This window comes from Bibersteinia trehalosi, assembly GCF_004346205.1.
Lineage (GTDB): Bacteria > Pseudomonadota > Gammaproteobacteria > Enterobacterales > Pasteurellaceae > Bibersteinia > Bibersteinia trehalosi.
This window is the reverse complement of the sequence record NZ_SMAM01000002.1, coordinates 123,448-143,728: the sequence shown is the minus strand read 5'-3', so window position 1 is coordinate 143,728 and position 20,281 is coordinate 123,448. Positions and strand designations below refer to the sequence as shown.

Below are 20,281 nucleotides of genomic sequence, written 5' to 3'. Positions count from 1 at the left end.
ATAGCTACGTTTTTATTATTGTTGTGTGTAAGCGGTCAATTTGAGCGAATTTTTTGCAAACTCAGATTGACCGCGTTTTCATTTTTTGGGGTAAATTTCAATGATTAGTGTATTTGATATGTTTAAGGTGGGCATTGGGCCATCTAGCTCACATACTGTCGGACCGATGAAAGCAGCAAAAAACTTTGTTGATGATTTAATCGCTGGCAATTTTTTAGCAAAAACCGACCGCTTGCGGGTAGATGTGTATGGTTCACTGTCGCTCACTGGGCGTGGGCATAGCACGGATATTGCGATTATCATGGGTTTAATGGGGTATTTGCCAGATAATGTTGATATTGAGATGATTGAACCGACTATCAACAAACTGAAAGCCGAGAAAAAATTACTGCTTGCTGAATCAGAGCCACATCATTGCAAAGAAATTAGCTTTGATTTCTATCAAGATATGCCTTTTCACTCAGAATTCCTGCCGCGACATGAAAACGCAGTAACTTTTCGAGCTTTTAATGGTGAAGAAAATTTGTTTGAAAAAACCTTTTACTCTATCGGTGGTGGTTTTATTGTTGATGAAGCCCATTTTGGATTGGAAGAAAAAGATGAAATTAGCGTACCGTTTCCATATAAAAATGCAGAAACGCTCTTAAAACATTGTGCCGATAATGGCTTACATCTTTCTACGCTGGTATGGCGCAATGAGTTAGCGTTACGTTCTAAACAGGAAATTAGTGACTACTTAGCTAAAATTTGGCAGGCAATGGACGCTTGTATTGAACGGGGCTTGCACACAGAAGGCTTATTACCAGGGCCATTGAAAGTTGTGCGTCGTGCTGCGGCATTGCGTCGAACATTGGAAGCAAACAATAAACTGACCAATGACCCAATGCAAATTATTGATTGGGTAAATATGTATGCCTTAGCCGTAAATGAAGAGAATGCCGCTGGCGGAAGAGTAGTCACCGCGCCAACTAATGGAGCCTGTGGTATTGTACCAGCCGTACTCGCGTATTATCGCCAGTTTATTGGAGAATTAAATCAAGAAACCATTGAACGTTATCTGCTTACTTGTAGCGTGATTGGAACACTGTATAAAATGAATGCGTCTATTTCTGGTGCAGAAGTTGGCTGCCAAGGCGAGGTGGGTGTTGCATGTTCTATGGCTGCGGCAGGTTTAACTGAAATTATGGGTGGTAGTCCAACCCAAGTTTGTATTGCGGCAGAAATTGCAATGGAACACAATTTAGGGCTAACCTGTGACCCAGTAGGCGGACAAGTGCAAGTACCTTGTATTGAACGGAATGCCATTGCATCGGTTAAGGCAATTAATGCTTGTCGAATGGCATTACGTCTAACTTCGCAGCCTCGGGTTACCTTAGATAAGGTTATTGAGACTATGTATGAAACAGGCAAAGATATGAATGCAAAATATCGTGAAACTTCGACGGGAGGATTAGCGATAAAAATAGTACCATGTGATTAGTCGGTTACTTTTTTGAGCCAACAGTGTATGTTTTCTTTCCCTGATTTTGCCTCATTATTCGGTAAAAATCAGGGAAAGGGGCAATAAATATTTTTCAGATGAAATAAGCAAACCCCTATGAAGTTTTCTCTTCCTCCCCTAAGCCTTTATATTCACATTCCTTGGTGTGTACAGAAATGCCCTTACTGTGATTTTAATTCTCACGCACAAAAAGGCATTATTCCTGAACGTGATTACATTCAACATCTTTTAATAGATTTAGAACAGGATCTTGCTCGCCATAAGCAGGCAATTCAGGGGAGAAGTATCCATTCCGTGTTTATTGGCGGAGGAACTCCCAGTCTATTTTCGGCAGAAAGTATCGCCTATTTGTTAGCCGAAGTGCAAAAGCGTATTGCTTTTGAAACGAATGCAGAGATCACGTTAGAAGCAAATCCTGGTACAGCGGAAGCGGAAAAGTTTACAGGCTATGCAGAGGGAGGTGTGAATCGCATTTCAATGGGCATTCAGAGTTTTGAGCCTGAAAAGTTACTGAAGCTAGGACGTATTCACGATAGCATAGAAGCAAAACAAGCGGTCAAATTTGCGCAAAATGCTGCAAAATTTGGCTTGAACAGCTTTAATATCGACCTGATGCATGGTTTACCCAATCAATCGGTTCAGCAGGCGTTGAGTGATTTAGCACAGGGAATTGCGCTTAACCCACCACATTTATCATGGTACCAATTGACGATTGAGCCGAATACGATGTTCTACTATCGCCAGCCGACATTGCCTGATGACGATGCGCTGTGGGATATTTTTGAGCAAGGGCATCAACTTCTTACAAATGCTGGCTATGAGCAGTATGAAACCTCTGCTTACGCCAAAAAAGGTTATCAATGTCAGCATAATCTGAACTATTGGCGGTTTGGGGACTATCTAGCCATTGGTTGCGGGGCTCACGGCAAAATATCCTATCCAAGCGGAGAAATTTATCGCTTTTCTAAAACGAAACATCCGAAAGGCTATATGCGAGGAGAATACCTGTATGAACAGCATGAAATAGCCCTAGAGGATCGCCCGTTTGAGTTTTTTATGAACCGTTTTCGCTTATTAGAAGCAACCCCAAAAGCCGAATTTGAAGCCTATACGGGATTAAATCGTGAAGTTGTTCGTGCGATCATGGATACTGCGCTGGGGAAAAATTTTATAACAGAAACCACTGATGCCTGGCAAATTACACAACACGGCAAATTATTTTTGAATGAGTTGTTGGAAAGCTTTTTAGTATGAGCAGCCTTAGAAACATTTGCTCATGTTATTGAAAGTTCAACGGTCTAGCGCATTTTTGCAAAATTTTCCTGAAATTCAACCGCTTGCTGTGTATAATCGCAAGCGGTTTTTTTTGATGGAAATTCTGCAAATGAATACACTGAAAGCAGGCGTTCGTGCGCCGGAGTTTACGTTGCAAAATCAGGCTGATGAGCCTGTTTCCCTTTCGCAATTTTTAGGCAAAAAAGTGCTGGTTTATTTTTATCCGAAAGCATTAACACCGGGGTGCACCACACAAGCATGCGGTTTGCGTGATAGTAAAAGTGAGCTTGATGAATTAAATGTGATTGTACTTGGCATTAGCCCAGATTTACCGAAAAAATTGGCTCAATTTGCAGAGAAAAAAGCACTTAATTTTACCTTGCTTTCCGATCCTGAGCACCAAGTTGCTGAAAGCTTTGGCGTATGGGGGGAGAAAAAATTTATGGGACGAACCTATGATGGTATCCATCGCATTAGTTTTTTAATTGATGAAAATGGTGTAATTGAACAAGTGTTTGATAAATTTAAAACAGGTGAACATCATCAAATGATCGTGGACTATATACGAGGCAAAAATGGGTAAGAAAGCAATTTTTTTAGACCGAGATGGCACCATTAACGTTGATCACGGTTATGTGCATCAAATTGATGATTTTCAATTTATTGAAGGGGTAGGAAAGGCGTTAAAGCAGCTGCAAGATCAAGGTTGGCTCTTGGTGTTGGTCACTAATCAATCGGGAATTGCACGAGGTTATTTTAGTGAAGATCAGTTTTTGCAATTAACCGAATGGTTTGATTGGTCGCTTGATGAAGATTATGGTGTGGTGTTTGATGGCATTTATTACTGCCCTCATCACCCAGAAGGCAAAGGGGAATATAAACAGGATTGCGATTGTCGCAAACCAAAAGCAGGTATGTTTACCCAAGCGATTAACGATTTAGGCATTGATCCACAACAGTCGGTGATGGTTGGGGATAAATTAGAAGATATGCAAGCGGCGTTTAATGCTGGAGTGAAAACGAAAATTTTAGTTCGTACGGGGAAACCGGTTAGCCCAGAAGCAGAACAAGCCGCTGATCTCGTGATTGAGAGTCTAGCAGAGTTGCCAAAACATTTATAATTGTGGCGGCAGACCGATGTGTCTGCCGAAATGTCTTAATAAATTTGACGGGCGAACAGATCGGTTCGCTCCTACATTGTTTAATTGAAAATGAATTACAACGACAAATCTCTTTCCGCCTTAAAATTAGGGCAAAAAACCGAATATAAAAATCAATATGATGCAACTTTATTGCAACCTGTACCACGCCGTTTGAATCGTGATGGATTAGGTATTACCGAACAGCAACCTTTTACGCAAGGGGCAGATATTTGGACGGCTTATGAACTTTCTTGGCTAAATCATAAAGGCATTCCACAAGTTGCGATTGCGGATATTTGGTTAGATTGCCAAAGTGAAAACTTAATTGAATCTAAAAGTTTCAAACTTTATCTCAACAGTTTTAACCAGACTCAATTTGCAGATTGGGAAAGCGTACAACGCACGATTCAAGCAGATCTATCTGCTTGTGCAAGCGGTCAGGTTTCAGTAAAAATTCGCAAACTAAGCGAGTTTACCGCACAACCGATTAGCGATTTTCAAGGTGAATTGCTTGATGAGTTGGATATTGAAATTGACAGTTATGCATTTTCTAACTGCTATTTAGAGAACGTGAGTGAAGGTGAACGAGTAGAAGAAACATTGGTGAGTCATTTGCTCAAATCGAACTGTCTGATTACCTCTCAACCCGATTGGGGTAGTGTACAAATTCACTATGTAGGCAAAAAGCTCAATAGAGAAAAAGTCTTACGTTACTTAATTTCATTCCGTGAACACAATGAATTCCACGAACAGTGTGTAGAACGCATTTTTTGTGATTTAATGCAGTTTGGTGAAATTGAAAAATTAACGGTTTATGCACGTTACACAAGACGAGGCGGATTAGACATTAATCCATTCCGCTCTAATTTTGAAAACGTTCCTCAATTTAATTATCGCATGGCTCGGCAGTAAGCTGTTTGGCAATTTGCATGTTTAACCATTCGGCACAAGCCGATATTTCAAAATTAGCCGTTGCATTATTATCCATATTAGGTATTTGGCGGCTAATAGCAATAAAAGTATCGGCATAATTTATTGGTTGCCAGCGTTGAATATTATGTGGGCAGTTGGCATAGAACGCGAGTAATGGCTTGCTATATGCACAAGCAATATGCACACTTGCGCTATCTACACTTATAATGATATCGGCAGAATGAGCCAGCGCAAAATATTCTAAAATAGTCGTTTTAGGGGATAAAGCAATGATATCGGTCAACCCTAGTTGCTGGGCGTAATCTTGATAAGTTGGTGTTGCCGAAAGTACAAAAGAAACTTGCTCTTTTGCGATAACAGCCTGAATTAGTGCTCGGAGTTCTTGGGGGGGAAGCTGTCTGCCACTGCCTTGCGGAGCAAGTAGAACCCGAATTTTTCCAGTCTGCCAACATTGTTGTAATGTGTTAGAAAGTTGTTGTGGTGTTAAGCTATAATGGATAGGCGCTGGAGATAGATATTTTCCCAATATAGAATGATATAGATATTGGCTAATATGTACATTTTTTAGGTTTGGTGTCGTAAAATCATAATTTTTAGTTTTATCTAAATTATAATATTTTTTCTTATTTTTCCCAAAATTAATCACAAATTTAGGAAAAAGAATAGAATCAAGAAAAATCGCGCGACTCGTATAAGTTGGCTGAAAATCAAGATAGAGATCCCATTTTTTTCTTTGTTGGAAATAGTTTTTAGCTGAATCCAGCATTAAAAAATCAATAAAATCTTCAGCAGCATATACGGAATAACAGCGTTCTGTAACGATAATGCCTAATTTGATATGTGGATAGTTCGTCTTTAACTGTTTTAAATGGGTAATATGCAAAATAGCATCTCCCAGAGCATAACCAATAGGCTTAAGTAATATAGAATTGATTTGCTTTAAATGAAAACTGGTTTCGGTGTAACGTGGTCTTTTCGTGCCAAACAGGTAGTTAATCAGTTGTTTCATGATGCTCAAAAAATAGTATTGTTTAGAAAATTATAGCACTATTTTATGAAAATTAATAAGGAGAAATTGTGAGCAAGAAAACAATATTATTGTGTATTTCAACCAATTTAGGGATTTCTAGGCTTTTAGAAAGAAATCTTATTGCTTGTGGTTTCAATGTTATTTTACTTTGCCCCTATAATGAAAAAGGAGAAGGATTTAAATATCCTACATTATGGGATCGAATCAAAGTTAATTTTCGTAAAAATATCTTAAAAGAGAAAGAAGCTAAGCGGAAGTTTGAGTGCGAGGTCTATTTCCGTAATTTGCAGGGAAAGATTAATCAGAAAATAGATTATTCTCTTTTTTTTCTTATGCAGGGGTTTTCTCCAGAAATAATTCTTAAAATTAAGGAAATAACAAAGGGTAACGGTATGATAAATTATCAATGGGACAGTTTGACTCGTTATCCTAAAGCAATGGAAAACTTAAAATATTTTGACCGCTGTTATGTATTTGATTCTAATGATCTTAAATATAATGAGTTGTTTTATAACCTCTATCCAACAACGAATTTTTATTTTGATTATGAAGATGAAATACAAATACAAGATAATGGTAAATTATATTTTATTGGTGGACATAATACTTCTCGGCAAAATGAAATAGTCAATTTTGCTCTATATGCTCAAGAACATAAAATTAATCTAGATATTCAAATAGTTTGTCAGGATATACATAAATGCCGTGATATTTATCCAAGCAATGTCAATTTATTGCCGTTGTCTGAAATTAAGCCTTTTTCAGAAAATATAGCATTAGCAAAACAATGCCATTGCATTTTAGATTTTGTGATTGCACAACATTCAGGCTGCTCTTTTCGGGTGTTTGAAGCATTAGGTTACGGTAAGAAATTAATTACAACGAATAAAAATATTAAATATTATGACTTTTATCACCCAAATAATATGTTTGTTTTAGACAATAACTTTGATGAACTAGAAGCATTTTTAACAAAACCTTATGTAGAGCTTGATCCTAGCATAAAGAAAAAATACAGTTTTTCTAATTGGATTAATTATGTATTAAATATTGAACCTTATCAGCCAATTTTATTACCAAATGAAAATTAAACAAATACTCCAAAAAATTCGTCTTGCTCTTGGCAAAATGCTGTTAGATAAGCAAACACAGAATGTAAATGGGCAGATTAAACCTAAAAAAATACTGTTTTTGCGTAAAGATGGCAAAATTGGTGATTTTGTGGTTAGCTCTTTTGTATATCGAGAGATTAAACGATTTAATCCTCATATCGAAATTGGGGTGGTATGTACGCCTAAAAACCAAATGTTGTTTATGGACAACCCCTATATTAATAATATCCACCTATTACCTTCTAGAGGGTTTAAAGATCATTGGTTATTAAGTAGAGAATTAATGAATTTTCACTACGACACAGTTATAGATCCTACGGTTTTATTGCGTAATCGAGATCTCTTTTTATTACGTTGTATTAATGCCAAATATTATATTGGCTATAAGAAAGAGAATTATCAGTTGTTTAATTTAAATATTACAGATAATTTACACTTTTCAGAAATTTACCATAAGGCATTAAGTTTATGTGGTATTAATAATGTTAATGTAACGTATGAACTGCCTTTTAATCCTGAGCGTGTAGAGAAAGTACAGAGATATATCTTAGAGAAAAAACTAGATAATTATATTGCAATTAACTTTTTTGGTGCAGCAAATTCACGTAAATTTTTGTTAGAAAATATACGCCGTTTTATTACAGAGTTTCGAGTAAAACAGCCCCAAAAACAGTTAGTATTATTAACTTACCCAGAAATAACCCCAATATTGAAACCATTACTATCAGATAGTTATGGTATTTTTATGTATGAAGATACCCAAACAATATTTGATACGGTTGAATTAATTAAATATGCAGATTGGGTTATTTCACCAGATACAGCAATTGTACATATTGCTTCTGGGCTTAATAAAAAACTGGTTGCTTTTTATCAAAAAAATGATGAGAACTGGTATAACTGGCGACCGACAACACAGGCAGAATGTCACGTCCTCTTTTTTGAGAAAAATATTAATGAAATCCAAGCTAATCAGCTAGATTTTGAATGGTTTAACTAATGGAAAAACATTATTACATTGGGATTATGTCTGGCACAAGTTTAGATGGGGTTGATCTTGCACTAATGGATTTTGCAAAAAATCCCCCTAAATTAACCGCTTGTGATTTTGTACCTATGCCAGAAGCCTTACGCCAAGCTATTTCCACTTTGGTTAAAAATGGTGAAACCAGTTTGCAACAGTTGGGGGAGTTAGATCACCGATTAGGGCACTTATACGCAGATTGCGTAAATAAATTTCTAGCTAAATATCATTTGCAAGCTGAGCAGATTATGGCGATTGGCTGCCATGGTCAGACAGTTTGGCATTCGCCAGTAGGGAAATATCCGTTTACTACCCAAATTGGTGATATGCATGTGTTGGCAGCGCAAACTCGTATTGATGTTGTGGGCGATTTCCGGCGGAAAGATATGGCATATGGCGGGCAAGGGGCGCCATTAGTGCCGGCATTTCATCAAGCTTTATTTGCTCAGCCAAATAAGATTATTGGGGTGCTGAATATCGGTGGAATTAGTAATATTTCACAACTTGTGCCGGATTCTCCGACTATTGGCTATGATATTGGCGCAGGCAATACATTGATGGACGTTTGGATCGAGCAGCATCAGGGCATGCGTTATGATAAAGATGGTGCTTGGGCGAAGAGTGGTAAAGTCGATAAAGCGTTACTTGCTGATTTGCTTGATGAGGCTTTTTTCCAACAGCCTCCACCGAAAAGCACTGGGCGAGAGCTATTTAATTTAGACTGGCTTGCAAAAAAATTATCAAAACATACCGCTTGTCAGCCTTGTGATGTGCAAGCAACGCTTGCCGAGTTCACTGCCCAGAGCATTGCCGATTCGCTTGCTCAAATTGATAATTCGCAAGGATTAGATTGTGAGTTGTTAGTCTGTGGAGGCGGTGCAAGAAATGGCTTTTTAATGGAGCGTCTCACCGCCCTTTGTGATGGCTGGCGCGTAACTACTACTAACGAATATGGGCTAGATATTGATTTTGTTGAAGCGGCCGCCTTTGCATGGCTAGCCTATCAGCGGATACACAATTTAGCCTCGAATTTACCGAGTGTGACTGGCGCAAAACAAGCGGTCAGTTTAGGGGTAATTTATACAAAATAAGATTATGAACGAGAATTTATTAAACACGCTTTCACAGCTGATAACAGAACAGCGTAATCCAAACACAATGAATATTGATACCTTATCTGCATTAGGTATTGTGCAGAAAATGAATGATGAAGATCAAAAGGTGGCATTTGCAGTAAAAGAAAATCTGCCACAAATTGCACAGGCGGTAGAGCAAATTGTTCAAGCATTCCTGAATGGTGGACGCTTAGTTTATATCGGTGCGGGGACAAGTGGGCGATTAGGTGTACTTGATGCCTCTGAATGCCCACCGACTTTTGGTGTGCCTGCGGAAATGGTTGTCGGTATTATTGCAGGAGGTGAGCGTGCATTACGTCATCCTATCGAAGGGGCAGAGGATAATAAACAAGCCGGTATGGATGATTTAAAAGCCGTTAATTTTAGTGCAAACGATGTGTTAGTTGGGATTGCAGCGAGTGGGCGTACACCTTATGTGATAGGCGCGTTGGAATATGCGAATAGCTTAGGGGCAACGACTGTCTCTATTGCGAGTAATCCAAATTCTGCAATGAGCCAGGTAGCACAGATAGCGATTGAAACAGTGGTTGGGGCGGAGGTTTTAACGGGCTCAAGCCGCTTGAAATCGGGCACAGCTCAGAAATTGGTACTGAATATGCTTACTACAGCAAGTATGATTTTAATTGGTAAGTGCTATCAAAATTTAATGGTCGATGTGCAGGCAAGTAATGAAAAACTCAAAGCGAGAGCAATTCGAATTGTGATGCAAGCAACAGAATGTTCGAAAGAACAGGCCGAGAAAACGTTATTCGATACCAATGGCAATGCAAAATTAGCGATTATGATGCTTTTATCTGGTTTGGATAAAAGCAGTGCTGAGCAGCTATTATTGAAGAATCAAGGTAAATTACATTTAGGCACTACTCACAGAGTGTAATGCCGTCAAGAATCCACGTAATTTGAGCACTTGTGTCAATATCATAAGAAACTAAAATGCATTCTTCATTGGGGTTCAAGTTGATCGTATACCATTTTCCCAATGTATAAATGGTGGGTGTTTTATTTCTATGGTAAATAAAACGCCCCTTTGTTATTCGTTTACCTAATACTGGCTGCACAGCAAACCGGAGATTTATTGCTGTTGAATGATTATTTGCTAGAGTAATATGTGTTTTTGATCCGGTGCTAATAAAACAATTATTCTCAATGGTTTGTATATTTATAGTTTGTTCTGAGTAAATCTGTTTTACTTTTAATAAAATGGTATCATGACTTGATTTCTTATCAGTATGAAATATAAATACCTTGAATTGGGGGTGTTCAAGCCGGAAATTTTGCCCTTGTTCGAAATAAATGTTGCCATGGTGTGAAATATAATCGTAGAAATTTCTTTCATATAATCTAAATGGCCCCGTTACATGTAAGCCTTGAACTTCTTCTTGATTAACAGTAAATATTTCTTTTTCTAATAACTGCCCAGTTTCAGTAATATTGCTATATTTTAAGTTTCCACTGGTTGGAAGGCTGTTATATTTTTCTGGTAATGGTGCTATAGCCCCTATTTCTAATGAATAAAGCACCACTAATAAGCTATCAATGCCAAATTTATGGGTGAATATTGCCTGCTGTGCTAATTTGTTACATATGTATTGTTGATATTTTAGCCATGCTTGGCGGTGCCCTGCAATTAATCCTACTTGCCAGAGTTTATAGCCTGTATTTAAGTAGTTTTTAATTAATTCCCTTATTGCTGTTTTATATGTATCTGTGACACAGTCATCAATAAATGAGCCGTAATTAAGATCATAGCAGCAATAGAGTTTTTCCTTTTCTTTAATTTCTGAGAATAAAGTCATTAAGTAACTAGGAAACCAAATGTCACCATCATACAATGCAATATAATCATAGTTAAATTTTTCTGCAATGAGAGCCGTGGTGAATTGTCGGTCAATATAGACAGTGTTATATTTATTTTCAGCTTCAAAAACTAAAATGTTATTTTTTAATAAGACCTGCTTTTTTATCTCAGATAAATGATATGCAATAATGCCAATATCACCTACGTAATTGGTATTTTTTAAGCTTAATAAAAATGGAATAAGATGGTTAAAGTAAAATTCATCGTCATCGTTAATTGCAGTTAAAATCAGTGTTTTCATTCTGTTATATCCCCACCCAGTTCTTGTAATAAATGCTGTTTTAATTTTTCTTTTTCTTCATTCGATAGTGTTTGTTTAGCATGATTATTGATCACAAAAAAATCTTCTACGCGTTCTCCGATTGTCGTAATTTTGGCATTGAGTAAATTTAATGAAAGTTGGTTAAAAATAGAGCTGATGCTAGCTAATAACCCATCTCTATCTAATGTAAATAGCTCAAATGTGGTTTGGTTGGGTTGGCTTGATTCTAAAAAACGAACTCGTGTTTTAGTTTTAAATGAACGGTATTTGACCGGTTTTTTTAATGCCTTAAATGGTTTGGTTGGCTGACTTAAAGTCTGAATAAGCGCTAAATGTATTTGTTGGCAACGGAGTTCATTTAATGGTTTTCCATCACTTTCCGTGACGATAAAGCTATCTAATACTAAGCCCGTTTTGCTGGTGATGATTTGTGCATCGTGGATGCTGATTTTTTTCTGGCTGAGAATATGAGCTATACGAGCAAAAAGCTGCGGTTGATCTTCGCAATAAATGAAAATCTCCGTAGCTCCTCGGGCATATTGATTACTGACTAGTACCATCAATTTGGGCAGTTCAAATTTTGCTTGTGTTACTAAACTCAGGGCATGCCAGACTAATTGAGTAGGGTTATGACGAATAAAATAACTTTTAGGGCAATGTTGCCAGAACTGTTCTAGTAGCTGGTGTTGCTGCGGAGAAAGGACCAATTTAAGTTGTTCGAGTGCCTCTTGGCGATGCTGTTGCACCAATTGTTGTTGATCGAGTAATGTTTCACCTTGAGCCAGTTGGCTGGTAGTAAGCTGATGTAGTTTCGCAAAGAGAGTGCGTTTCCAATCATTCCATAAGCTTTCATTGGTCGCATAAATATCTGCAACAGTTAAGCAGGTTAAAGCATCTAAAGCGGTCTGATTTTTTACTAATTTTGCAAATTGTTGAATCACTTCGGGGTCGTGAATATCACGTCGTTGAGCAGTAATTGACATGGTTAAATGCTGCTCAACCAGCCATGCCATATAATCAATTTCTATTTGGTTAAAGCCATGTAACGCGGCAAACTCTCGCATATCTATTGCCCCATTTTCGGCATGATCTCCTTTGCGCCCCTTGGCAATATCATGGAAAAGCGCAGCAAGGTAGAGCAGAGGCTTATTAGGTAAGCGAGGAAACAGTTTGTAACACAATGGGAATTTCTCATGATTTTCTGCTAACAGAAATTGTTCTAAATTTAGCATCACACGAACACTATGTTCATCTACGGTGTAAATATGGAATAGGTCAAACTGCATTAACCCTTCAATTGCAGACCATTGTGGTAGATAAGCAGTAAGCATGCCAAATTGGTGCATCGGTATAATTGCACGACTGATAACATTTGCTTGTGAAAATAGCCGAATAAATGCTGTACGCGCCTGTGCGTTATAACAAAGCGGTGTTGTTTGTTTTTTCAGTGCAAGCCTCAACTGGCGAAGGGTGTTTATTTCTATTTTTGCTTGCGGATACTGGGTTAGATAGAAAAAGAGATCGAGTGCTTTATGTGGTTGTGTGATAAAACAATGGGGGTGATAGGTAGAAATACGGTCATTGTGTAGGAAAAACAGTTCATCAAGCGGTTGTTTTTCACCTTTTTTCTGCAAAGGCTCAATGATTTTATGCTTAAACGCAACCAGAATGAGGCGACTAATTTGTGAAATAGATTGGGTTGCTTGGAAAAACTGTTTCATCATGTGTTCCACGGCAACATTTCCTTCACCTTCAAACCCTAGCTGTTCACTGAGCTGTAATTGGCGATCGAAACGTAAGCGGTTATCGTAACGCTTTAATTGTAAATGCAACGCAAACCGCATACGAAACAGTGTTTTTTGTGCTCGTTGCAATTCTTGAAATTCTTCAGGATAAAAAATACCTTTTTGCATTAATGTGGCAAAATTATTAGTGCCATAGTGGCGCAGCATAATCCACGAAATGAGGTGCAGGTCACGTAAGCCACCAGGACTGTGTTTGAGATCAGGCTCAAGATTGTAGCTAGTATTGTGGTAACGGGCATAGCGTGTATCTCGTTCTACCATTTTGGCATAGAAAAAGGGTTGAATTGCCCAAAAATCATCTTGAAAAATTCGAGCCATTAAAGCTTGCCATAAACATTTATTACCTAAAATAAATCGGCTTTCAAACATATTGCTTGCGACCGAGAGCTCTTGTCGTCCAATTTCTATGCATTCCTCAATAGTTCGCACCGCACTCCCAAGCTGCAGTTTACTGTCCCAAAGTAGATTAAATAGCGCATTTAAATGCTGTTGAGTAATTTCATCTAACGGTTTTTCTGTGAGTACCAAAATATCAAGATCGGATAAAGGGAACATTTCTTGCCGCCCATAACCACCAACGGCAACTAAGGCGAGATCTTGTCGCTTATCTAGTGCAAATTGTTGCCATAATTGTGAAAGTAATGCATCGTAAAAGTGGCTACGTTCAGTTAATAAGGTGAAGATATCCTGCTTTGCAAAGGCGTTCTTTTGTTGTTGATTAAAGGCGGTTAAAGCCGTCTTAAGCGTTGGGCTGTCAAGCATAGTAAAACGAAATAAGCGATAAATTCATCGTATTCTACCCTATGGTTGGCGAAAATTTGTAAAAAATCATGAAAATTTTACCGCTTGTAGAAAGTATTGATTTCGTACTGAAAGTTTTAGCGATTTCCGCTAAACTAGCGTACTTTTCAAATCGTGTTTAGGGCAAGTCAATGGCACAAACAAATCAGCAAAAAGAGCGAAGCGAGGCAGACAAAAAGTTCGAGCAAATCAATATTGCACCACATTCAATTGAAGCAGAGCAGGCGATTCTCGGCGGAATCATGCTTAATAGTGAAACCTTAGATAGTGTTGCTGAGCGTATTCAACCCTCTGATTTTTATAATAAAACACATGAATTTATCTTTTCGCAAATGTTACAACTTGCCAAAGAAGGTCAGCCGATAGATTTACTCACCATTGATCAAGCGCTAAAAGATAAAGGCATTTTGGAAGATGCAGGGCGTTTTGCTTATTTGGCCGAACTATCGAAAAACACGCCGAGTGTGGCAAATATTCTTGCCTATGCGGATATTGTCAGTGAATGTGCAATTCGTCGTGAGTTAATTTCGGCAAGTAATAAAATTGCCGAGATTAGCTATAGTCCTAAAGGCATGACGGTAAAAGACGTATTAGATGAAGCCGAGCGAACAGTGTTCCATATTGCAGAAAAACGAACCTCAAGTGATGAAGGCCCGAAAAAAATTGATAGCATTTTAATGGAAACATTAAGCCGTATTGAAATGTTATCTAATAGTAAAAATAACGGTGGGGTAACTGGGGTTTCAACAGGTTTTATTGATTTGGACAAACGCACGGCAGGGTTGCAACCTTCCGATCTGATTATTGTCGCGGCACGTCCATCAATGGGTAAAACCACTTTTGCAATGAATTTATGTGAAAATGCCTCCATGTTGGATATCGAGGTGACGGATGAAAACGGTAATGTGAAAAAAGTACCGAATAAGCCTGTACTTATTTTCAGCCTTGAGATGCCTGCCGAGCAAATTATGATGCGTATGTTTGCCTCGCTTTCTCGAGTAAATCAAACCAAAATTCGAACGGGGCAATTAGAAGACGAAGAGGATATGGCTCGCATTGCCTCAACGGTTGCTATGTTACAAGAACGGGCCAATATCTATATTGATGACAGCTCAGGATTAACTCCAACAGAATTACGCTCTCGTGCTAGACGAGTCTATAAAGATAATGGTGGCTTAAGCTTAATTATGGTGGACTATCTGCAATTAATGCGGGCACCGGGGTTTGCTGATAATCGTACACTTGAAATTGCTGAAATTTCTCGTTCGCTTAAAGCATTAGCGAAAGAATTAGAAGTGCCAGTGGTTGCCCTTTCGCAGCTTAACCGTAGTTTGGAGCAGCGAGCAGATAAACGCCCAGTAAACTCTGATTTGAGGGAATCAGGTTCTATTGAGCAAGATGCAGACTTAATTATGTTTATTTATCGTGATGAGGTGTATCACGAAAACTCAGAGAAAAAAGGCATTGCCGAAATTATTATTGGTAAACAACGTAATGGCCCGATTGGACGTGTGCCATTAACATTTAACGGGCAGTGGTCTCGATTTGATAACTATACGGGTAATGCCTATAACGAGGAAGATTAAGATGTTATGTGCAATTTATAAAAGTCCTAAAAAAGCTGGAATGTATCTTTATGTGGCAAAGCGAGATCACTTTGATGATGTTCCTCTGTCATTACGTGAGATGTTTGGTAAACCACAATTTGTCATGTTGTTCAATTTGGCTGGTGATAAACCCTTAATCAGAGCTGATAAGCAAGAAGTGCAACAAAAAATCGCGCGAGAGGGGTTTTATCTACAAATGCCCCCACCATCAGAAAATTTATTGGAAGGTTTTCTTGCACAGCAAAAAAAGGAGGTGAGTGATGAACCTTAGCATAATTGTTGCAAGAACCCAAAATCATGTAATTGGTAAAGATAATGCAATGCCGTGGCATTTGCCTGTTGATCTTGCTTGGTTTCGTCAAAATACACTGGGTAAACCGGTAATCATGGGGAGAAAAACCTATGAATCTATAGGGCGTTTATTGCCTAAGCGTCCGAATATCATTGTTTCACGCTCAGGCATTTTGGTAGAAGGTGCACATGTTGCAACTTCCTTGCAACAAGCGCTTGAAATTGCGGGAAATTATGCAAAAGGTGATGAAATTATGCTAATTGGTGGTGGTGAGTTGTTTAAGCAAGCCATGCCATTGGCAGAGAAACTCTACTTAACCGAAATTCAAGCTAGGCTTGAGGGGGATACTTTCTTTGAATTCGCTGAAAATGAATGGCAGGTGGTTAGTGAGCAATTGAGTGAAATTGATGAGAAAAACCCGTACCGTTGCCGTTTTCTTTGTTTAGAAAGAAAAAGCGTATAAAGACGTAACTAAGAGTATAAAAAAGTTTAATAAAATGTCTCTTTTTTAAACTTTTTGAATAAAAAATTTGAACTGAGTCACAAAAAAATAACAATCTGGTTACATTTTGCTGGTTTCTCTGTAGAATGTCACCTTGTCCGACCACTCTCGGTCATATTTTATTTGTGAGGTGTTCTATGGCTCTTTTCTTGAGCGTATTTCCAATCGTTTTACTCATTTTCTTAATGGTAAAACGTAATGCGTTACCGTCTTATGTGGCGTTACCTTTAACTGCCGCATTGATCTTTGTATTGCAGTTAACCTATTTTGGCAGCGATTTTACTTTAGTAGCGGCAAACATTGTTGCAGGTTTAGGTGATGTATTAACGCCAATTACTATTATCTTCGGCGCAATTTTATTTAACCGTTTCTCAGAAGTATCTGGCGCGACCAATACCATGCGCAAATGGTTAGGTAATATCAACCCTAATCCTGTGGCACAATTGATGATTATCGGTTGGGCATTTGCGTTTATGATTGAAGGGGCATCAGGGTTTGGTACACCAGCAGCTATTGCTGCACCAATCTTGGTTGGCTTAGGCTTTAATCCGATTAAAGTGGCTATGTTGGCATTAGTGATGAACTCCGTACCTGTTTCTTTCGGTGCTGTGGGTACACCTACATGGTTTGGTATGGATCCATTGCTGAAAAACGGTGCATTAAGTGCTGAGCAGGTGCTTGAAATTGGGTCTATGACGGCATTAATTCACGCATTTGCCGCAGTGGTGATCCCAGTAATGGCGCTACGCTTAATTGTATCTTGGAAAGAGATTCGTCAAAACATCGTATTTATTTACATTAGTGTATTTGCTTGTGTGGTGCCTTATTTCTTAATCGCACAATTCAACTATGAATTCCCATCATTGGTTGCTGGTGCAATCGGTTTATTAGTATCTGTATTTGTTGCTAATAAAGGTATTGGCTTAGCAAAAACAGAAAATAACCTTGATGACAATGCAGTAACAACCGGTGAAGTAGCAAAAGCATTATTACCTACCGCATTAGTGATCGGTTTATTAGTGATCACTCGTATTCAACAAATTCCATTCAAAGGCTGGATGAATGATGCAACTACATGGTTAGCAAGTTCAATCGGTTTTGCAAAATTTGATCTAAGTTATGGCTTGATTTTCTCCTTAAAAGAGATTTTTGGCACTTCTGTTGGTACTGGCTATAAACTCCTTTATGTACCATCATTGATTCCATTTATCGTAACTGTGTTACTTTGTGTTCCAGTATTCAAGGTATCTGGTAAAAATGTCGCAAGCGTATTTGGTTCAAGTTTAAGCCAAGTGAAAAAACCATTCTTAGCCTTACTTGGTGCAATCATTATGGTGAAATTGATGCTAATTGGTGGTGCCGATTCTATGGTGCAAACTATTGGTAGAAGCTTTGCGGAATTCACAGGGCAATCGTGGACTATTTTTGCCTCATTCCTAGGTGCAATTGGCGCATTCTTCTCTGGTTCTAATACGGTATCTAACTTAACCTTTGGTGGCGTACAATATGCAACAGCGCAACAAGTGGGCTTATCTGTTACCTTAATTCTTGCGTTGCAATCTGTAGGTGGTGCAATGGGTAACATGGTGTGTTTGAATAATATTGTTGCAGTATGTTCAGTGACTGGTATCGAAAAACAAGAAGGTAATATTATTAAGAAAACAGCAGTGCCAATGTTTGTTTATGGCGTTATTGCTGCATTGGTTGCCTACTTGATTATCCCTATCTTCTATAATGTATAATAGACGATATTGGTAAATAAAAAAGGAAGCGGAAAACGCTTCCTTTTGCCGTTTTAGGGCGTAAGTATTTGATTTTAATTCTTATTATTGTTGGAGTGTTCCTATGAACGTGAATTTTTATGTCACCTGTATTGCAGATGTAATGAAAGCAGGAGTGGCGAAAAATACCGTATTATTACTCGAAAAACTCGGTTGCCAAATTACTTTTCTTGAAAAACAGGGGTGTTGTGGTCAGCCTGCTATTAATAGCGGCTATACCAAACAAGCTTTGCCAGGGATGAAAAACTTGGTGGAGACTTTTGAGGCAAATGATTACCCAATTGTTGCCCCAGCAGGTTCTTGTGTTTATGCAATTAAAACTTACCCACAACATTTTGAGCGTTTTGGTGAAAAAGAGTGGGCAGCGCGTGCACAAAAAGTGGCAGATCGTTTTCACGATCTCACAGATTTTATCGTAAATAAACTCGGTGTTAGCGATGTCGGGGCATACTTGCCGGGTAAAGCAGTTTATCATCCTTCTTGTAGTTTATTCCGCAAATTAGGTATTGTCGATGAACCAATCACCTTACTAAAACACGTGAAAGGTTTAGAGTTATTACCAATTAAAAACCAACAAACTTGCTGTGGTTTTGGTGGCACATTCTCAGTCAAAATGGCTGAAATTTCGGGCGAGATGGTAAAAGAGAAAGTGGAGCACATTGATGAAGAGCAACCAGATTATTTAATTGGTGCGGACGTGAGCTGCTTAATGAACATTGGTGGACGTTTAAGCCGTGAAGGCAAAGATATAAAAGTGATGCATATCGCTGAAGTTTTAATGCAAGGGGAGAAATAATATGTCTTATTTACAAACAAACACCCTACCATTTAAAGCGCGTATTGAGAAACAAGTCAATGATGCTGGCGTACGTAAGGCATTGGTTAAAGCACAAGAGACTATCGGAGCAAACCGTCAGCGTATGGTTGATGAATTGGGTAATTGGGAAGAGTGGCGTGATGATGCAAAAGCAATTCGTAACCACGTTTTAGCCAATCTTGATGCATATCTTTACCAATTAAGTGAAAAAGTGACCCAAAATGGCGGGAAAGTATTCTTTGCAGAAACCGCAGAAGATGCGACTAACTACATCAAGCAAGTAGCAAAAGAGAAAAATGCCAAGAAAATTGTAAAATCGAAATCCATGGTGACCGAAGAGATCGGGATGAACCACGTGTTAGAAGCAGAAGGCATTAAAGTTGTGGAAACTGATTTGGGTGAATACTTGCTACAAATCGTGGGAGATAAACCATCACATATTGTTGTGCCAGCAATTCATAAAGATCGCTATAAGATTCGTCAAGAAATGCACGATGTGTTGGGTTATGAGGGTTCAGAAACGCCAGAAGAGATGACGGCTTTCGTTCGTCAAAAAATCCGTGAAGATTTTTTAGAAGCAGATATTGGTGTTTCTGGCTGTAACTTCGCTGTGCCAGAAACAGGTTCTGTCTGTTTAGTGACTAACGAAGGTAACTTACGTATGGCAACCACCGTGCCAAAAACGCATATTGCAGTGATGGGAATGGAGCGTATTGCGCCCACTTTCCAAGAGGTTGATGTGTTAATCACAATGTTGGCGCGTAGTGCTGTAGGGGCAAAATTAACCGCTTACAATACCTGGCTAACAGGGCCTCGTTTAGAAGGCGAAACAGATGGCCCAGAGGAGTTCCATTTAGTCATCGTGGATAATGGTCGCTCTAAAATTTTAGAAAGCGAGTTCCAAGAAGTTTTACGTTGTATTCGTTGTGGTGCATGTTTGAACACTTGTCCTGCTTACCGCCAAATTGGTGGCCATGGCTACGGTTCAATCTATCCAGGGCCGATTGGTTCGGTGATCTCTCCATTATTAGGTGGTTACGATGAGTTTAAAGAATTGCCATATGCATGTTCGTTATGTACCGCTTGTAATAGCGTGTGCCCAGTGAAAATACCACTGGCTCAATTAATCTTAAAACACCGTGAACACATTGCTCAAGCGGGTATGACACCTGCGGCAGAACGTTTGTCCATCTTTGGTTTCAACTTTGCCAACTCTCATCCAAGCATATGGAAAGTGGGTATGAAGCTCGGTGCGAAAGTAGCAGGTAAATTTATCAAAAATGGTAAAGCACCAGTGAATTTCGGTGCGCTTGGTGAGTGGACAAAAGCGCGTGATTTGCCGGCAGCGGAAGGGCAAAGTTTCCGTGAATGGTTTGAGAACAGAAACTAAAAGGGACTGAAAT

General features: G+C 38.6%; 18 protein-coding genes. 15 read left to right on the top strand and 3 right to left on the bottom strand.

Going from position 1 to position 20,281, the window contains the following annotated elements; all coding sequences use genetic code 11:
- Positions 1 to 100: 100 nt before the first annotated feature.
- The 5 genes from EDC51_RS02610 (at position 101) to queF (ending at position 4,830) form a co-directional block, all read left to right on the top strand.
- Positions 101 to 1,480, top strand: coding sequence for an L-serine ammonia-lyase (locus EDC51_RS02610; RefSeq protein WP_015432735.1), 1,380 nt, complete (start codon positions 101 to 103; stop codon positions 1,478 to 1,480).
- A gap of 117 nt (positions 1,481 to 1,597) precedes the next feature.
- Positions 1,598 to 2,755 carry a radical SAM family heme chaperone HemW gene (gene hemW, locus EDC51_RS02605; protein ID WP_131928097.1) on the top strand — a complete coding sequence of 386 codons (1,158 nt, stop codon included), beginning with the start codon at positions 1,598 to 1,600 and terminating at the stop codon, positions 2,753 to 2,755.
- Between the two features lie 130 nt (positions 2,756 to 2,885).
- Positions 2,886 to 3,359, top strand: a complete 474-nt coding sequence (gene bcp / locus EDC51_RS02600; RefSeq protein ID WP_131928096.1) for a thioredoxin-dependent thiol peroxidase — start codon at positions 2,886 to 2,888, stop codon at positions 3,357 to 3,359.
- On the top strand, positions 3,352 to 3,897 hold the full coding sequence (gmhB, locus tag EDC51_RS02595) for a D-glycero-beta-D-manno-heptose 1,7-bisphosphate 7-phosphatase (protein ID WP_064318992.1): 546 nt from the start codon (positions 3,352 to 3,354) through the stop codon (positions 3,895 to 3,897). Before bcp ends, gmhB begins: the two co-directional genes overlap by 8 nt.
- 90 nt (positions 3,898 to 3,987) lie before the next feature.
- On the top strand, positions 3,988 to 4,830 hold the full coding sequence (gene queF / locus EDC51_RS02590) for an NADPH-dependent 7-cyano-7-deazaguanine reductase QueF (RefSeq protein WP_131928095.1): 843 nt from the start codon (positions 3,988 to 3,990) through the stop codon (positions 4,828 to 4,830).
- On the opposite strand, the gene EDC51_RS02585 is transcribed toward queF, so the two are convergent.
- A complete protein-coding gene (locus tag EDC51_RS02585) occupies positions 4,805 to 5,860 on the bottom strand; it encodes a glycosyltransferase family 9 protein (RefSeq protein WP_025289469.1) in 1,056 nt (351 codons plus the stop codon). The genes queF and EDC51_RS02585 overlap by 26 nt on opposite strands.
- 68 nt (positions 5,861 to 5,928) lie before the next feature.
- Here EDC51_RS02585 and EDC51_RS02580 point away from each other — a divergent pair, with 68 nt between their 5' ends.
- The 4 genes from EDC51_RS02580 to murQ are packed head-to-tail and all read left to right on the top strand — an operon-like array spanning position 5,929 to position 10,030.
- Complete coding sequence (locus EDC51_RS02580) at positions 5,929 to 6,972, top strand: hypothetical protein (protein WP_131928094.1); 1,044 nt, start codon at positions 5,929 to 5,931, stop codon at positions 6,970 to 6,972.
- Entirely contained in the window at positions 6,962 to 7,993 is a 1,032-nt protein-coding gene (locus EDC51_RS02575; protein ID WP_249038459.1) for a glycosyltransferase family 9 protein, read from the top strand. Before EDC51_RS02580 ends, EDC51_RS02575 begins: the two co-directional genes overlap by 11 nt.
- Positions 7,993 to 9,108: an anhydro-N-acetylmuramic acid kinase gene (locus EDC51_RS02570; protein WP_131928093.1), complete on the top strand. Its 1,116-nt coding sequence runs from the start codon at positions 7,993 to 7,995 to the stop codon at positions 9,106 to 9,108. Before EDC51_RS02575 ends, EDC51_RS02570 begins: the two co-directional genes overlap by 1 nt.
- A 4-nt stretch (positions 9,109 to 9,112) precedes the next feature.
- Positions 9,113 to 10,030: an N-acetylmuramic acid 6-phosphate etherase gene (murQ, locus tag EDC51_RS02565; protein ID WP_409360068.1), complete on the top strand. Its 918-nt coding sequence runs from the start codon at positions 9,113 to 9,115 to the stop codon at positions 10,028 to 10,030.
- Here murQ and EDC51_RS02560 read toward each other — a convergent pair.
- Entirely contained in the window at positions 10,014 to 11,252 is a 1,239-nt protein-coding gene (locus EDC51_RS02560) for a hypothetical protein (RefSeq protein ID WP_131928091.1), read from the bottom strand. The two genes, murQ and EDC51_RS02560, sit on opposite strands and share 17 nt — an antisense overlap.
- Positions 11,249 to 13,840 (bottom strand): bifunctional uridylyltransferase/uridylyl-removing protein GlnD, encoded by a 2,592-nt coding sequence (gene glnD / locus EDC51_RS02555; RefSeq protein WP_131928090.1) that lies wholly within the window; start codon positions 13,838 to 13,840, stop codon positions 11,249 to 11,251. Before glnD ends, EDC51_RS02560 begins: the two co-directional genes overlap by 4 nt.
- Before the next feature lie 170 nt (positions 13,841 to 14,010).
- Between glnD and dnaB the strand changes: the two genes are divergently transcribed.
- From dnaB to EDC51_RS02525, 6 genes are all read left to right on the top strand, one after another.
- On the top strand, positions 14,011 to 15,465 hold the full coding sequence (gene dnaB / locus EDC51_RS02550; RefSeq protein ID WP_015432723.1) for a replicative DNA helicase: 1,455 nt from the start codon (positions 14,011 to 14,013) through the stop codon (positions 15,463 to 15,465).
- 1 nt (position 15,466) lies between these two features.
- Positions 15,467 to 15,757, top strand: coding sequence for a YcgL domain-containing protein (locus EDC51_RS02545; RefSeq protein ID WP_131928089.1), 291 nt, complete (start codon positions 15,467 to 15,469; stop codon positions 15,755 to 15,757).
- A complete protein-coding gene (locus tag EDC51_RS02540; protein WP_025266986.1) occupies positions 15,747 to 16,241 on the top strand; it encodes a dihydrofolate reductase in 495 nt (164 codons plus the stop codon). The genes EDC51_RS02545 and EDC51_RS02540 overlap by 11 nt, the downstream gene beginning before the upstream one ends.
- A 176-nt stretch (positions 16,242 to 16,417) precedes the next feature.
- A complete protein-coding gene (locus tag EDC51_RS02535; RefSeq protein WP_015432720.1) occupies positions 16,418 to 18,022 on the top strand; it encodes an L-lactate permease in 1,605 nt (534 codons plus the stop codon).
- A 103-nt stretch (positions 18,023 to 18,125) separates the two neighbouring features.
- Complete coding sequence (locus EDC51_RS02530) at positions 18,126 to 18,857, top strand: (Fe-S)-binding protein (protein ID WP_064319000.1); 732 nt, start codon at positions 18,126 to 18,128, stop codon at positions 18,855 to 18,857.
- Position 18,858: 1 nt separating this feature from the next.
- Complete coding sequence (locus tag EDC51_RS02525) at positions 18,859 to 20,268, top strand: LutB/LldF family L-lactate oxidation iron-sulfur protein (RefSeq protein ID WP_131928088.1); 1,410 nt, start codon at positions 18,859 to 18,861, stop codon at positions 20,266 to 20,268.
- Positions 20,269 to 20,281 lie beyond the last annotated feature (13 nt).

Coding starts and splice junctions, on each gene's coding strand:
- EDC51_RS02560 (WP_131928091.1), bottom strand. CDS start 11,252: ATGAAAACACTGATTTTAACTGCAATTAACGATGACGATGAATTTTAC.
- EDC51_RS02610 (WP_015432735.1), top strand. CDS start 101: ATGATTAGTGTATTTGATATGTTTAAGGTGGGCATTGGGCCATCTAGC.
- queF (WP_131928095.1), top strand. CDS start 3,988: ATGAATTACAACGACAAATCTCTTTCCGCCTTAAAATTAGGGCAAAAA.
- EDC51_RS02575 (WP_249038459.1), top strand. CDS start 6,962: ATGAAAATTAAACAAATACTCCAAAAAATTCGTCTTGCTCTTGGCAAA.
- EDC51_RS02545 (WP_131928089.1), top strand. CDS start 15,467: ATGTTATGTGCAATTTATAAAAGTCCTAAAAAAGCTGGAATGTATCTT.
- glnD (WP_131928090.1), bottom strand. CDS start 13,840: ATGCTTGACAGCCCAACGCTTAAGACGGCTTTAACCGCCTTTAATCAA.
- EDC51_RS02540 (WP_025266986.1), top strand. CDS start 15,747: ATGAACCTTAGCATAATTGTTGCAAGAACCCAAAATCATGTAATTGGT.
- bcp (WP_131928096.1), top strand. CDS start 2,886: ATGAATACACTGAAAGCAGGCGTTCGTGCGCCGGAGTTTACGTTGCAA.
- dnaB (WP_015432723.1), top strand. CDS start 14,011: ATGGCACAAACAAATCAGCAAAAAGAGCGAAGCGAGGCAGACAAAAAG.
- hemW (WP_131928097.1), top strand. CDS start 1,598: ATGAAGTTTTCTCTTCCTCCCCTAAGCCTTTATATTCACATTCCTTGG.
- EDC51_RS02570 (WP_131928093.1), top strand. CDS start 7,993: ATGGAAAAACATTATTACATTGGGATTATGTCTGGCACAAGTTTAGAT.
- EDC51_RS02525 (WP_131928088.1), top strand. CDS start 18,859: ATGTCTTATTTACAAACAAACACCCTACCATTTAAAGCGCGTATTGAG.
- EDC51_RS02535 (WP_015432720.1), top strand. CDS start 16,418: ATGGCTCTTTTCTTGAGCGTATTTCCAATCGTTTTACTCATTTTCTTA.
- EDC51_RS02585 (WP_025289469.1), bottom strand. CDS start 5,860: ATGAAACAACTGATTAACTACCTGTTTGGCACGAAAAGACCACGTTAC.
- gmhB (WP_064318992.1), top strand. CDS start 3,352: ATGGGTAAGAAAGCAATTTTTTTAGACCGAGATGGCACCATTAACGTT.
- murQ (WP_409360068.1), top strand. CDS start 9,113: ATGAACGAGAATTTATTAAACACGCTTTCACAGCTGATAACAGAACAG.
- EDC51_RS02530 (WP_064319000.1), top strand. CDS start 18,126: ATGAACGTGAATTTTTATGTCACCTGTATTGCAGATGTAATGAAAGCA.